Annotated in this window: 11 protein-coding genes and 1 pseudogene; 5 read left to right on the top strand and 7 right to left on the bottom strand. The window is 63.2% G+C overall.

Going from position 1 to position 12,589, the window contains the following annotated elements:
- Positions 1 to 224: 224 nt before the first annotated feature.
- The 3 genes from BM083_RS22680 to sod all read right to left on the bottom strand — a co-directional run bounded on the left by BM083_RS22680 (position 225) and on the right by sod (position 2,136).
- Entirely contained in the window at positions 225 to 386 is a 162-nt protein-coding gene (locus tag BM083_RS22680; RefSeq protein WP_143085649.1) for an ArsR family transcriptional regulator, read from the bottom strand.
- A gap of 139 nt (positions 387 to 525) precedes the next feature.
- A complete protein-coding gene (locus tag BM083_RS01520; protein ID WP_089864817.1) occupies positions 526 to 1,383 on the bottom strand; it encodes a hypothetical protein in 858 nt (285 codons plus the stop codon).
- Between the two features lie 150 nt (positions 1,384 to 1,533).
- Positions 1,534 to 2,136: a superoxide dismutase gene (gene sod / locus BM083_RS01515; protein WP_089868282.1), complete on the bottom strand. Its 603-nt coding sequence runs from the start codon at positions 2,134 to 2,136 to the stop codon at positions 1,534 to 1,536.
- A 195-nt stretch (positions 2,137 to 2,331) separates the two neighbouring features.
- Between sod and BM083_RS01510 the strand changes: the two genes are divergently transcribed.
- On the top strand, positions 2,332 to 2,874 hold the full coding sequence (locus BM083_RS01510; RefSeq protein WP_089864814.1) for a DUF7282 domain-containing protein: 543 nt from the start codon (positions 2,332 to 2,334) through the stop codon (positions 2,872 to 2,874).
- A gap of 45 nt (positions 2,875 to 2,919) precedes the next feature.
- Here the strand turns inward: BM083_RS01510 and BM083_RS23070 are convergent, their stop codons facing one another.
- Positions 2,920 to 5,892 (bottom strand): hypothetical protein, encoded by a 2,973-nt coding sequence (locus BM083_RS23070; RefSeq protein WP_089864812.1) that lies wholly within the window; start codon positions 5,890 to 5,892, stop codon positions 2,920 to 2,922.
- A gap of 207 nt (positions 5,893 to 6,099) precedes the next feature.
- Here BM083_RS23070 and BM083_RS01500 point away from each other — a divergent pair, with 207 nt between their 5' ends.
- Together BM083_RS01500 and BM083_RS01495 are read left to right on the top strand one after the other, a co-directional pair.
- A complete protein-coding gene (locus BM083_RS01500) occupies positions 6,100 to 6,720 on the top strand; it encodes a TetR/AcrR family transcriptional regulator (protein ID WP_089864808.1) in 621 nt (206 codons plus the stop codon).
- Positions 6,717 to 8,138 carry an MATE family efflux transporter gene (locus BM083_RS01495; protein WP_089864805.1) on the top strand — a complete coding sequence of 474 codons (1,422 nt, stop codon included), beginning with the start codon at positions 6,717 to 6,719 and terminating at the stop codon, positions 8,136 to 8,138. Before BM083_RS01500 ends, BM083_RS01495 begins: the two co-directional genes overlap by 4 nt.
- Positions 8,139 to 8,223: 85 nt before the next feature.
- Here the strand turns inward: BM083_RS01495 and BM083_RS24045 are convergent.
- Positions 8,224 to 8,322, bottom strand: a pseudogene (locus BM083_RS24045) (sporulation protein); the annotation flags it as partial.
- A gap of 210 nt (positions 8,323 to 8,532) precedes the next feature.
- Here BM083_RS24045 and BM083_RS01485 point away from each other — a divergent pair.
- Complete coding sequence (locus BM083_RS01485; protein ID WP_049894169.1) at positions 8,533 to 8,880, top strand: hypothetical protein; 348 nt, start codon at positions 8,533 to 8,535, stop codon at positions 8,878 to 8,880.
- Positions 8,881 to 8,986: 106 nt separating this feature from the next.
- On the opposite strand, the gene BM083_RS01480 is transcribed toward BM083_RS01485, so the two are convergent.
- Entirely contained in the window at positions 8,987 to 10,735 is a 1,749-nt protein-coding gene (locus BM083_RS01480) for an ABC1 kinase family protein (protein ID WP_089864802.1), read from the bottom strand.
- A gap of 82 nt (positions 10,736 to 10,817) precedes the next feature.
- Positions 10,818 to 11,252: a response regulator gene (locus BM083_RS01475; protein WP_218148917.1), complete on the bottom strand. Its 435-nt coding sequence runs from the start codon at positions 11,250 to 11,252 to the stop codon at positions 10,818 to 10,820.
- A gap of 210 nt (positions 11,253 to 11,462) precedes the next feature.
- Here BM083_RS01475 and BM083_RS01470 point away from each other — a divergent pair, with 210 nt between their 5' ends.
- Positions 11,463 to 12,500 (top strand): NADP-dependent oxidoreductase, encoded by a 1,038-nt coding sequence (locus BM083_RS01470; RefSeq protein WP_089864795.1) that lies wholly within the window; start codon positions 11,463 to 11,465, stop codon positions 12,498 to 12,500.
- Positions 12,501 to 12,589: the final 89 nt, after the last annotated feature.

The raw sequence follows: 12,589 nt of genomic DNA, 5'->3' as shown, positions 1-12,589 counted from the left end.
GAGATTGTTGATACAGGAATCCGACTCGGAGGGAGAACGGTAACTGCCGGTTTGAGCCCGTGAGGAACTGATTCTCGAATCGCTCCAGTTCACACCGAATCGCAAGACAGCTCTCCATCAACAATGTGCTACACATGAGCGTAGGAGGTTATAACCGATACGAACGCGCTCCTCCCCTCCCTACTCACTCCCTTCTTTCGTTCCTTGAGGAAGGGGACTCCGCGCTACCGCATCAGTTGAAGCGACTTCAGACTCCGATGGACGGTCGGTCGCGAGACGTCGACGGCCTCCGTCAGCGAACGGATGTCGATCGGACCGTCTCGAATCTGAGAGACGACGTCCTCTCGATGAAAGAGAAGTCGGAGAAGCTCTTTTGTCTCGGTCACGCGTTGGAATTTCCGTTATCGGTGAAAAGTATGTCGTGTGTGTCGACTTTCTGCACATCTGTCACACTCTCGGGTGACGCCTGCCCGAAAAGTGGCTCATCGTCACACAGGACGCCGTACTCGCGTGTGAGTTAGACTACTACTGTGAGTCCAGAGCACCACTCGTGTCGAGTATCTTTTGCGTCCGTGCCGCGACGGCAGACCGAAACGCCCGGTTGTCCATGCCAGCGAACTGTGCGGGTCGTCGTTCGCGAAAGAGGTCGTCGAGCACTCGCTCGTAGACGGCGTCGAACGTCACCGGTCGGCCCGTCTGTTCCAGCGTCCCGACGGTCTGTCGAACACGTTGGTCGGTCACTGCGTTGGCGGTGAGTTCCTCGGCTGTCGGTCGGGCTTCCGACGGGTCGAGAGCGTCGACGGCGTCGACCGTAACTTCGGGGTTGCAAAGGAGTCCACAGGAACCTCGCTTGTTCCGAACGACGACGCCCGCCGCAGGACCGTCGTACCACGCCGACTGGGGAAACGTGTAGGAGTCAGGGTCGAAGTCGACTGCTCTGACCTCCTTGGCGAACGTGTTGATCGGAGCGAGGCCGAGACGCTCGAAGATGTGCTCGACGGCGTCGACGCCGAGAAACGCCCCTTTCTCGTCGGACCAGATGTCGGTCCCGAGGAACGACGGCGTCCGCGACCAGTCGTAGTCGAGACCAGCCTGGTGCATCGACTGCCCGAGAAAGACGATAGACTCGACGTCGTCGACGGCCGACCGCAGGGCACTCCAGTCGCACGACTCACGGACGTACCGGACGGTGTGGCGGTACTGCGGCGGGACGTCTTCGGGGTCGTACTCCTGCTCGTCGTCGCCGACGCGGAGCCGACCGGACGACTGGAGTTGAAACCGAAAGGGACCGCCGACGAGGAGTTCTTGAAGCCACAGGTGGCCACCGTCGAGCAAGTCGTCGGCCACCGTCGACAGGAGCGGAACGTCACGAGGAGCCTGCATCGCTTCTGGTGAGAACGCCGACGACAATGAAGGTGGAGGCTACGACAACGCCGACGAAAGAGGGCGGTCGCAAGCGGCGGCTCCCAGAGCGGGACGACCGCCTACCGCCTCAGGTGCCCACGGGGGAAAGAAGTGGAGGACGGTGCGTCGTTACTCGAAGAGTTCGACGGCCTGCTCGTAGCGCGCCGACGGTTCCTCGAAGTCGACCACGTTGAAGAACGCCTCGACGAAGTCGCCACGGGCCGGACCGTAGTCGTAGTAGTACGAGTGTTCCCAGACGTCGAGTGCGACGATCGGGTGACTGCCCCACAGCGCGCCCTGGTCGTGCTTGTCGACGACCACGTTACGAAGCTGGTTCGAGAAGCTGTCGTACACCAACAGCGCCCAGCCACTCGCGGCGGACGCGGCGGCTTCGAACTCGCCCTTCCAGGCGTCGTAGGAGCCGAAGTCCTCGGCGATACGGTCGGCGAGGTCGCCTTCAGGCTCGGAGCCACCCTCCGGTGACATGTTCTGCCAGAACAGGTCGTGGAGGATGTGACCACTTCCGTTGTGCGTCACGTTGCGCATTGCGTTGCCGGAGGAGCTGAAGTCACCGTTCTCACGGTTCTCTGCGAGCGTCTCTTCGGCCGAGTTCCAGCCGTTGACGTAGCCCTGGTGGTGGGTGTCGTGATGCCACGTCAGCACCTGCTCAGAGATGTGCGGTTCGAGTGCGTCGTAGTCGTACGGTAGTGGGTCCAGCGTGTACTCGGACATGTGCATCTGAACCGAGAGCCGCGAGCCGGGTAAACGTTCCCTGAACGGCTCTTTAGTAACTAGTATGACACGATCGTATGGGTGTCACACACCACCTCTCTCTATGTTTGATTCCACACTACAGGAGATATTGTTCTTTATCTGTAAATTCGGCCACAAGAGACATACCGCACCCCCGCACCACTAGTGTCTGTAATGCCACAATCTTCCGTCGAGGACGGGCCATCCAGGCGCAGTGCGCTAAAGCTGGTCGGCTCCGGACTCGCTGCAGTCGCTGCCGGGTCATCGGTCGGTCTCGCAGAGCGTGGGTCGTCTTCGAAGGCGGCCGACGCCGCGACAGAGCGCTCTCCGAGCTCGAATGCGGCGCCGCAGGCTACCGCCGCCGTCGAAGAGCAGGTGGAGACGATCGGTGTCTCCATCGAGAGCCAATCGCCGCACCACGGAACGGTGTACGTCGAGGAGGTGATGGTCCCCGAAGCCGGGTTCGTCGCGATACACGACGCGTCGTTCTTCCTCGAAGGGCAGATACTCGGCGTCTCCGCTCCGTTGGCGGCGGGAACGTATCAGAACCTCCCAGTCGTCCTCGACGAGATGCCCGACGAGCCGCTGACCGTCTCGGCGATTCCGCATCAGGACACACCCTCGGACGGAACTTTCACCCATCCCGAGGACGGCGACAACCCGTTCGTCGGTGAGAACGGCGTCGTCCACGACACCGCAACACTGCAACCAGAGTAGTCGAAATCGACTGGGCGCGAGTGTTCGGACGAACCGCTCTCGACGTTACGACGAGGTGTTCGTCCGATCGTTCCCCGCCACTGCCGCCGCGTGCGACACCGCACTCTCCGCTTCTTCTTCCGAGACAGAGCCGTAACCGTACAGCGCCTTGTCTTGGAGCTGTGTCAGGTCGTCGAGATGCGAGAGCGTCTCCTCGTCGATGGTATCGTGCGTGTGGCACGTCTCGTAGAACGCCTCCGGCGAGGAAGACGAACTGAGTGAGTCCACCGCGTCGAAGTCGTAGCGCGTCTGGACGTACTCGCGGGCCGTCTCGTACGCGCGGCCGACGGCGGTCTGGTACTCACCTTCGGCGAGCGCCTCCCGCGCGAGCGTCAGTTGCTGTCCCACGTCGTCGACACCGCCGGAATCGGGGGACTCGACCGAGTCCACCGAGTCGGTTGGTTCGGCTGACTCGTCGGTCGTCGCCGATAGCTCGGGAGATTCGGCGGCGTCGGGTGACTGGGATGTCTCGGCTGTCTGTGGTGACTCGGCCGACGCCGATGGTTCCGACGACTCGACCGACTCCGTCGACTCCGCGGACTCTGCCGACGCTGCTGCCGCGCCCGACGCCGCGGCAGCCGAGGACGTGGCACTGTTGCCGGTCGAGTCGTCGAACGTCACCGGTCGTTGCGACGACTGAGCGTCTGCCGTCGTGGAATCGTCACTGTCGGGGACGTCCGACCACGAGAACTGGTTGCCGTCGGGTCGGTCACTCGCAGTGGTCGTGTCGTCAGTCGTGGTGGCGTCGTCGGTCACCTCGCTCTGGGAGACCGTCGTCGCCGCACCTATGCTGGACGGGTCGTCGTCGCCGCCGTCGCCGTCGTCTCCATCCTCACCGTCGGTGTCGACGCCAGCCGCCCCGAATCGCAGGATGCCCCACGCAGCGAGGAGGAGAAAGAGGAGCAACACCGCGCCAGCGACGGCCATGAGGAGAGAACTCCCACCGCCGAAGTCGACGAGTGACCCGAGACCACCGCCACCGACGGGGACTGTCACGTTGGTACGTGAGGCTTCGAGGTTCGCGTTCTCTGCCGGGTAGACCGCCTGTAGGCTGGCTTCGTCAGCGTCGGTTGCGGCGCGGAGGTCGGAACGTGAGACGTTCGTCTCGTAGGCGCCACTCGACCCGGTCGTCGCGGTTCCGACCACCGTCCCCTCGACGAGGAACTGCACCTGCTGGCCGTCGACAGCCGTGTCGTCGTCGGTCAACAGCGTCCCCGAGAGGAACACCCGCTCTTGGGTCGTCTCTTCGACAGCGACGGTGAGTGCCGTCGACGTCTTCGCGACGGAGACGCGCGCTTGGGCCGTCTCGGCGGTCACTGCCCGGTCCTGCATCGCGAGCGACGCAGTGAGTGGCTGCTCACCCGAAGGCACCGAGGCTGGCAGTCGCGTCGTCACCGCAAACCGGCCGTCTGCGCCCGTCTCGTTGGTCCCGAGCGTCGTGTTTCCGAGGCGAATCTCGACTGGAACCCCAGGAACCGGCGTCCCGTCGACGACGACGCGGCCACGCACCGTCACTCCGTCATCGAACCGCGCGTCCGACGGTGCCTCCGAGAGTGAGAGAGTGCCGGTCGTCTGCTCGACGCGGAGCGAGAGGTCGGAACTCGCCCGCGTGTACGGCGACGTCTCCAACGGAACGTACGTGACGGTGACGCCATCAGTCGGTTTGGCCGTCGTCGGACGGTACTCGAAGGCGAACTGTCCGGAGCCGTCGGTCTCCGTCGTGACTCGCTGCCCGTCGATTTCGAAGGCGACCGTTCGGTCGGCGATAGCCGACCCGTTGGCCGCGGTGAGCGTCCCCCGAATCGTCGCTGGCGAACTGAACGAGACGCGGTCGGCGTCGGTTTCGACCTGCAACCGGGTTCGGGTGAGTTCGGCGGGGTCTATCTGCGCCTGTTGCTCGGCGACCCACTGCTGGCCCGCTCGAACCGTCGACGAGGCCGAATCGAGGCTCACCGAGGTTCGCCCCTCGATACGGGAGTAGTTCTGCTGGAGTCGTGCGGCGGTCAGATTCGACGCGTCGGCCAACCGAGTGAGTTTGCGCGAGAGCTGTCGCGTGCCGCTGTCGTTGCCGTTCTGTTCGGCCGTCCGGTACTGTTGGCGGGTCCGCTCGTACTCGCGGATGATGGTGATGTAGGTCTGTTGGCTCGACTGCGCTCCGGCGAACGCGTCGACTGCACCGCCTTTGTTCGACAGCGACTCGTACGTCGAGAGCGTCTGTGTGTAGTTCTCGCCAATGAGTCGCTGTGCACGCTGGAACTCGCCTGCACCCGTCGCGTCCACACTGTCGGTGAGCCGGTCGCCGAGTTGCCGAGCTTTCCCCGCCCCGCGGCGTCTGTCGTCGTCGTCGTCCGAGTCGTCGCTACTGCCACTACCGCCGTCACCAGCACTGCCGCCGTCGTCCGAGTCTCCCGAGTCCTCATCGTCGCCGTCACTTCCTCCATCGCCGCCGTCGCCACCACTACCACCGTCACTGGACGTCGGGGCCGGTGACTGCGTGGTCGTTTCAGTCGTCGTGGTTTGGCCTGGTGTGGGTGACTCTGTCGCTGTCGGTTCCGGCGTCGGCGACTCTGTCGCCGTTGGCTCCGGTGTGGGTGACTCTGTCGGCGTCGGTTCCGGTGTCGGCGACTCTGTCGCTGTCGGTTCCGGTGTCGGTGAATCCGTTGGCGTCGGTTCCGGTGTGGGTGACTCTGTCGGCGTCGATTCCGGTGTCGGCGAATCAGTTGGCGTCGGCGACTCGGTCGCTGTCGGTTCCGGTGTGGGTGACTCTGTCGCCGTTGGCTCCGGTGTGGGTGACTCTGTCGCTGTCGGTTCCGGTGTCGGTGAATCCGTCGGTGTCTCGTTCGACTGGAGGACGACAGACGGAGCGTCGGATACAGTCGAGTCTTCGAGAGCGGGGGCCGCCGCAACTGGTAGTGCGGAGACCAACAACAACCCGACGACCAGTGTGGGCCACAGACCAGCGGGGAGGGTGAAACGCATAGACAATACGTGAGAGTTGACTAACAGACACATTACTATAGAGTGCGTAAACAGTCTCGCTCGGAAGTGTATCCCCGATTTTGCAGGATATGGGAACAGCAATGTGATGTTGAAACAGTCGAATCTCAGACGGCGCAATCGCGCTTCCGAACGTTTTTGACTGACCAGTCAGTAAGTTAGAGTACGATTACTTCCGAGTCCCAATATATGACACAAGAGCCAGTCGACGACATCGTGGATGCGACGTACTGCGCGCTCTGCAAGCACGGCTACGCCGAGATGACGATGCAGAATATCGCCGACGAGTGCGACAAGAGCAAGGCGGCGCTGCACTACCACTTCGACAGTAAACAGGCGTTGTTGGAGACGTTTCTCGACGCGTTGCTCGACAACTTCGAGGACAACATCGCCGACCTCGACGGCGACGACCCGGTCGAACGGCTGTTCCACCTCATCGAGTACGTGTTGACGCCGCCAGCCGACGACGACGGGACGCCCGACGCGGAGTTCAAGACGGCCATCCTCGAACTCAAGGCGCAAGCGCCGTACGAATCGGTCTACCGGAAGCGACTGACGGCGTTCGACGAATATCTCTGCGCTCGTATCGAGACGCTCGTCGCCGACGGCATCGACGAGGGCCTCGTCGTCGCCGAACGTGACCCCGAGGACGTCGCGACGTTCATCAAGACATATCTGACGGGCGCACAGACGCGGTTCGTCGCGACCGGAGCACCGTTCGAGGAGAGCCACCGACTACTGGTGGAGTACATCCGAACGGAACTGCTCGTCGATGGTGTGAACGTCGACGTATCGGAGGTCCCAGCGTGAGTGTCCTCGACAGACTCGGCTCGCTGTTCAAGGGTCGTGACGAGGTCGACCTGACCGAAGGCGGTATCGCCAAGCCGCTGTTTTATCTCTCGCTCCCTATCGTCGTCACGAACCTGCTGCAGACGGCGTACAACCTCGCCGACACCTTCTGGCTCGGCCAGTACGGGACCGAAGAACTCGCCGCAATCAGCTTCGCGTTCCCGATGGTCTTTCTCCTCATCGCCCTCGGGATGGGACTGTCCGTCGCCGGCAGCGTTCTCGTCGCCCAACACACCGGTGCCGACGAGGAGGAGCAAGCCGAGTACGCCGCCTCGCAGACGGTCGCGTTCTCGCTACTCGCAGCACTCATACTGGGCGGAATCGGCTTCCTCTCTGTCGACCGCTTCCTCGGCCTCCTCGGTGCCTCGCCCGACGTCCTACCGCTCGCGACGGACTACATGCGCGTCATCTCGCTCGGCCTCGTCTTCATGTTCGGCTTCTTCGTCTTCGTCTCGCTCATGCGGGGCTACGGCGACACCATCACGCCGATGCTCGTCATGTTCGGGTCCGTGGCGCTCAACATCGCGCTCGACCCGTTCCTCATCTTCGGCTGGTGGGTGTTCCCCGAACTCGGTATCCAGGGCGCAGCCATCGCCACGGTGTTCTCCCGAGCGCTGGCACTCATCGTCGGCCTCTACATCATGTTCGACGGGAGCCGAGGGGTGCAGATTCACCTCTCGGAGATGAAACCCGACTTCCCCTACGCGAAGAAACTGCTCGCCATCGGTGTCCCGGCCTCCATCGAGGGGACGGGCCGGGCGCTCTCGGTCAACCTCCTCTTGATCATCGTCGGCCTCTTCCCGACCACCGTCGTCGCTGGCTACGGTATCGGTGTCCGGGTCTTCTCCGTCATCTTCCTCCCGGCTATCGCCGTCGCCCGCGGCGTCGAGACGATGACCGGTCAGAACATCGGCGCGAACAAACCCGACCGGGCCGAGGGGGCCGCCGACTTCGCCGCGAAGGTGATGTTCGTCGTCCTCTCGCTGCTCGGCGTCGTCGCCTTCGTCGCCGCTCGCCCCATCACCGCGCTGTTCACGACCGACCCCGAAGTCGTCGAAGTCGGAGCGTCGTTCCTCCGGTGGGTCGCGCCCACTTTCGGATTCATCGGTATCATGCGGGCCTACACGGGCAGTTTCCGTGGGGCAGGCAAGACGATGGTCGCCGCCGTCGTCGCCATCACGATGCTCGGACTCATTCGACTCCCGGTGGCGTGGGTCGGCGCACAGCAGTTGGGGTCGAACGGTGTCTGGCTCGCGTTCTCCGTCTCCAACGTCGCGGGCGCACTCATCGCCGTCGCGTGGTACAAACGCGGCACGTGGCGTGACGCCGACGCGACTCGTGGCCCCGGCGCGGACGTCGGAACCGCTGCCGACGACTGATTCTCGGCTTTCTCACGACTTTCGGCACGTCGCCGCACCGACGAAACAGGCGGTAGCGGCGAACACGGGAACGAGCGAACTCACCATCGGCGTCGACGGATTCGCCGGGCGTGACAGTCGAGGAGGGTAGAACGGTGTCGACACTGGCGTTACCGATGCCGACGCTCGCGAGGATTCGTTTCATCTGACAGGTGTGGGCTCGGACACTGTCGTCGTGTACTTTGTGTTGCATATCGCGCCGCTGACCATCACGGCAGAGACCTGTTACGTATCCGAGATAGCTTTTTTAAGTCTCCACTCGTTCAGAGCGTCGTTAACGACTCGTTAGAGTCGGGCTTTTGGCGGGATCGACGGCAAGACGACGGTCGGAACCACGGAACGTGGAGTTTCGAAGATGACAGTGATAGACGGACACACAGTCGGTGAGGAAGCAGGAGAACAGACGACGTACACGGTGACACTGCAGAGCTATCTGGTCGATTTCGTGACGAACCGCCTCGCCGTCGAGGTGGTCGTCGACCCACCGAACCGACCCATCGACACCCTGTGGGTCGTCGACGACGACGTCGTCCGGCCACTCTGGCGGCCGTCGCCGATGTACTCTACTGAACAGTTGTCGGCCGCACTCGTCGGTGGTGCGGAGTTCATCCAGCGGTCGACCAACCTCCAATACCGAATCGACGAGTTGCCACCCGAGACCATCCCCGTACTGACCCGCGTCGAGTTTCCGCTCGCCGACTGAGACGCGTTTCGTCCCTCCAGAACACTACTGTTTGCTCTCTCGGTGGTTCGTCGCATCGACGAGTTCTCCGGATGTCGTGTATCTCGTGTATCTCGTGCGCTCGCGGTCACTCACGACGACGCTGGCGGAGTCCCTGTCGGGTGAACTGCGGCGTGACACCGAGTCCGCCACGGCGTCTGAACGACCGGACGAACAGGAGTCCGACGACGGCGGTGCCGACACCGGCGACGACAGAGACGGAGTCACCCGTCGTCGCGAGGAGCAACAGCGTCGTGACGACACCAGTGCCGAACAGGAGACCGTAGACCAGTTGTCTCGCGAGCGTCTCGTACGGTTCGTCTCGCCCACCGGCCAACACGATTGCGGCGTTCAGATTCTGGCGCTCCGTCCGCGAGAGCGCCCGGTCGAGTTTCGGCGGGACACGCACCAGTGACTGCGCCGACGCCTGAATCTGGTTCGACACCGACTCGACGACCCGACGAGCACCCTCCTCGCCGTAGCCTTCCTCGCGGACGTACTCGGTGATGAGTGCGATGACGTCGAACTCGGGGTCGAGCGTCTGGGCGACGCCGTCGAGTACCGTCGTCACGCGGACGATGAGTGCGACGTTCTGCGGCAGTCTGAGCGGGAACTCGTAGATGTTCGCCTGAAACTCGCCGACCAGTCGTTGGATGCGATAGTCGTCGAGGTCCTTCCCGCGAAAACTCTCGATTGCGATGTCAAACACTTCGCGCATCAACTCACGGTCGGCCGCCGGGTCGAGCGCATCCATCGCGACGAACGCGTCGATGACGGCGTCGATGTCGTCCTGTGCGATGCCGATGTAGAACTCGAGGATGTGGTTCTGGAGCGCCTCCGAGACCTGTCCGGTCATCCCGAAGTCGTAGAAGACGACGCTTCCGTCGGGTCTGACCGCGAGGTTTCCCGGATGCGGGTCGGCGTGAAAGACGCCGTCTTCGATGATCATCTGGATGTAGGCGGATTCGAGTCGACGGATGAGCGCCGTTCGGTCGATACCGGCCGCGTCGAGCGCCGCCACGTCGTCGATCTTGATACCGTCGACGTACTGCATCGTGAGCACCCGTGACGAGGAGTGCGAGTCGTAGACGCTGGGAATCACCACGTCGTCGTCGCCGGCGAAGTTGCCGCGAATCTCGCGGAGCATCGCCGCTTCGTGGGCGTAGTCCATCTCCTCGCGAATCGTCTCGGTGAACTCCCGTGCGAGATTCGAGAGGGTGTACGCCTGTCCCTCGGGTGCCGAGGCCAAGAGCAGCGGCAAGAGTATCTGAATGACGCGCAGGTCGGCTTCGACGCGCGGCCGAATGTTCGGTCGTAACACCTTCACGGCCACCTTCTCGCCGTCGATACGAGCGGTGTAGACCTGTCCGAGACTCGCGCCGCTGATGGGGTCGGTGTCGAAGTCCTCGAACACGTCGCCGACGGGGCCGAGGTCGGCTTCGACGACGGTGCTCACTTCTTGCCAGTCGTCCGGTGGCACCTGGTCTTGCAGTCGCGAGAGGACGTCGATGTAGGCACCGGGGAGGGCGTCGGGCCGCGTCGACAACACCTGGCCGAGTTTGATGAACGTCGGCCCGAGCGAGACGAGCGAGTCGAGGAGTCGCTCGGCGCGAGCGGTCTGCTGGTCGACGGTGACCTGTCGGCGGCCGCCGACGAGGAGGAATCGCCGACGGTCACGGAGATACGTGACGACGAGCGGGAGGAACTCGTAGACGACGACCCAGATACGGACGAGTGCGCGGAGGCGGACCCAGCGGGCGTCGGTCGTCTCGGCGTGTGGACTCTCGTCTGTCGTCTCTGCGGCCGTCGACTGTCGGTCGGTGTTCGGTGTCTCCATCCAGTTCGGTCTTACGTCCAGTACCACACCGCGAGGACAAGAACCCCACGCCAACGGTGGCTCTCGTCTCGAACAGAGACCGTCACCGACTCGGGAACACGAGACGACGGAGCCAGAAGGTCCGCAGTTCGTCCATGAGCGCCAAGAGGTCGTCGTAGCGCTCGGGTTTTTGCAGGTAGGCGTTCACGCCGAGGTCGTAGGCTCGGTCGACGGTCGCTTGCTCCGTCGACGAGGAGAGGACGAGCACTGGAATCCGTTTGAGCGGCGTGGGACTCGACTTGAGCGCTTCGAGGACTTCGAGTCCGCTCACGTCGGGGAGATGCATGTCGAGGACGATGAGGTCCGGATACGGGTCAGTCCCGTCGGTTCCCCTCTCGTCGAGATACATGAGTGCCGCATTTCCCGTCGTCACGACGTCGAGCGTTCCGATTTGCGACTCCGACATCGCCTCTTCGAACAGTCGCCGTGCTGCCGGGTCGTCTTCGACGAGCAGGATCGTCCGTTCGGCAGAACTCATCAAGGAAAGAGTAATACACCCGGGAGGTATTGGCTTTTTTGACCATCTACCAGAATAGATTTCTTTTATCCGACATATGTCCAGGTATAATAAGAATTAAAGAAGTTCTTTATTTCGAGTGACTACCAGCGGTCGGTGCGGTAAGAAGGGGCAAAGCCGCCGTACAGCGGAACGCCCTTTCACGTGCTCGCCTAAGTGGGGGTTGTCTCTATGACTGAGTCGTCTACCGTCCCCGAGACCACCCGACAGTATCACTTGGCGAAGCGTCCGACCGGCGAACCCGACATGGACTGCTTCGACCTGGTCGAGGTACCGACGCCCGACCCCGACGCGAACGAGGTGCTCGTGAAGACGCTCTATCTCTCCGTGGACCCGTACATGCGCGGCCGGATGCGCGACGCCGAGTCCTATGCGGAGCCGTGGGACGTCGGCGAACCGATGCGTGCGGGCGTCGTCGGTGAAGTCGTCGAGTCGAACCACGCGGGCTTCGAAGCGGGCGACGTCGTCGTCGGCAACCTCCTCTGGTCGGAGTACACCGCCGTCGACGGTGGCGAACTGACGAGTATCGACCCCGACGCTGCGCCTGTCTCGACGGCACTCGGTGTCGTCGGGATGCCAGGCCGGACGGCCTACTTCGGCCTGCTCGACGTCGCACAGCCCAAGCCCGGTGACACCGTCGTCGTCTCGGGTGCGGCCGGTGCCGTCGGTTCCGTCGTCGGCCAACTCGCCCGCGAGGCTGGCTGTCGCGTCGTCGGCTTCGCCGGTTCGGATACGAAGACCGAGTGGCTCACGGAGGAACTCGGCTTCGACGCTGCAATCAACTACAAGACGACGGAAGACCTCGGCGAGGCACTCGACGACGCCACACCCGACGGCGTCGACGTCTACTTCGACAACGTTGGTGGAGAGATTACAGACGCCGTGTTCGGTCAGTTGAACGTCGACGCCCGCGTCGCCGTCTGCGGACAGATTTCGCAGTACAACGCGACCGAACTCCCGACCGGTCCGCGGAAACTCGGCACGCTCATCGAGAAGCGCGCTCGCGTCGAAGGGTTGCTCGTCGGCGACTTCGCGCCCCGCTTCGAGGAGGCGACGGAACGACTCGCCGGGTGGGTCGCAGACGGGACGATTCAGTACCGCGAAACGGTGACGGAAGGGTTCGAGAACGCACCCGACGCCTTCCTTGGCCTGTTCGAAGGCGAGAACATCGGGAAGCAGTTGGTGAAGGTCGGCGAGCGGTCGGCGTAGAGACGCGTCGCTCTTCGAACCGACAGAACAGTACCGACGGACCGTATTTCGGGAGTATCCCTCTTATGTTTTTTCGCCGAAATGTTAAG

The organism is Halogranum rubrum (genome assembly GCF_900114455.1).
Classification (GTDB): domain Archaea; phylum Halobacteriota; class Halobacteria; order Halobacteriales; family Haloferacaceae; genus Halogranum; species Halogranum rubrum.
Note: the sequence above shows the minus strand (reverse complement) of the source record. Positions and strands in the feature narration are given on the sequence as shown.